The organism is Rothia sp. HMSC072B03 (assembly GCF_001809565.1).
Taxonomy (GTDB): domain Bacteria; phylum Actinomycetota; class Actinomycetes; order Actinomycetales; family Micrococcaceae; genus Rothia; species Rothia mucilaginosa_A.
Genome location: NZ_KV797961.1, coordinates 1 through 359, shown reverse-complemented (window position 1 = coordinate 359; position 359 = coordinate 1). Strand labels below are relative to the sequence as shown.

The 359-nt window shown below is 63.8% G+C and carries 1 protein-coding gene; it reads right to left on the bottom strand.

What is annotated here, in order from left to right:
- Positions 1-114 precede the first annotated feature (114 nt).
- Positions 115-359: helix-turn-helix domain-containing protein (locus HMPREF2630_RS00170; protein WP_143131569.1), on the bottom strand; the 245-nt coding region annotated here is incomplete at its 5' end.

Here is a 359-nt window from a genome sequence, read left to right as displayed (position 1 = left end):
CTCTGGTTGGCTGCTGGGGGTGAGCCAGCGCGTAGTAGTAGCTCGACCTGGCAAGGCCAGCAGCCTCAAGGAGGTCGTACAGCTTGTGACCGCGCCCTGAAAGCTCAGCGACCACTAGGGCTTTGTCCCGGTTTGGGAGCGCTTCTGCGCCTTCAGGGCAATCGATTTTTTTAGGTACGCCACCTGCGCCTCAAGCTTGCGCACACGCTCGGCAAGTTCCTCCTCACGCGTTGGCGGCACCGCCCGCACCGACCCCTTCGGCCTGCCCTTGGGCTTGGGCTTGAGTGCCTGCGCGCCGCCCTGCCGGTACAGCCTGCACCACTGCTTCAACGGTGTCGTGCTCGCAATACCGAAACGCA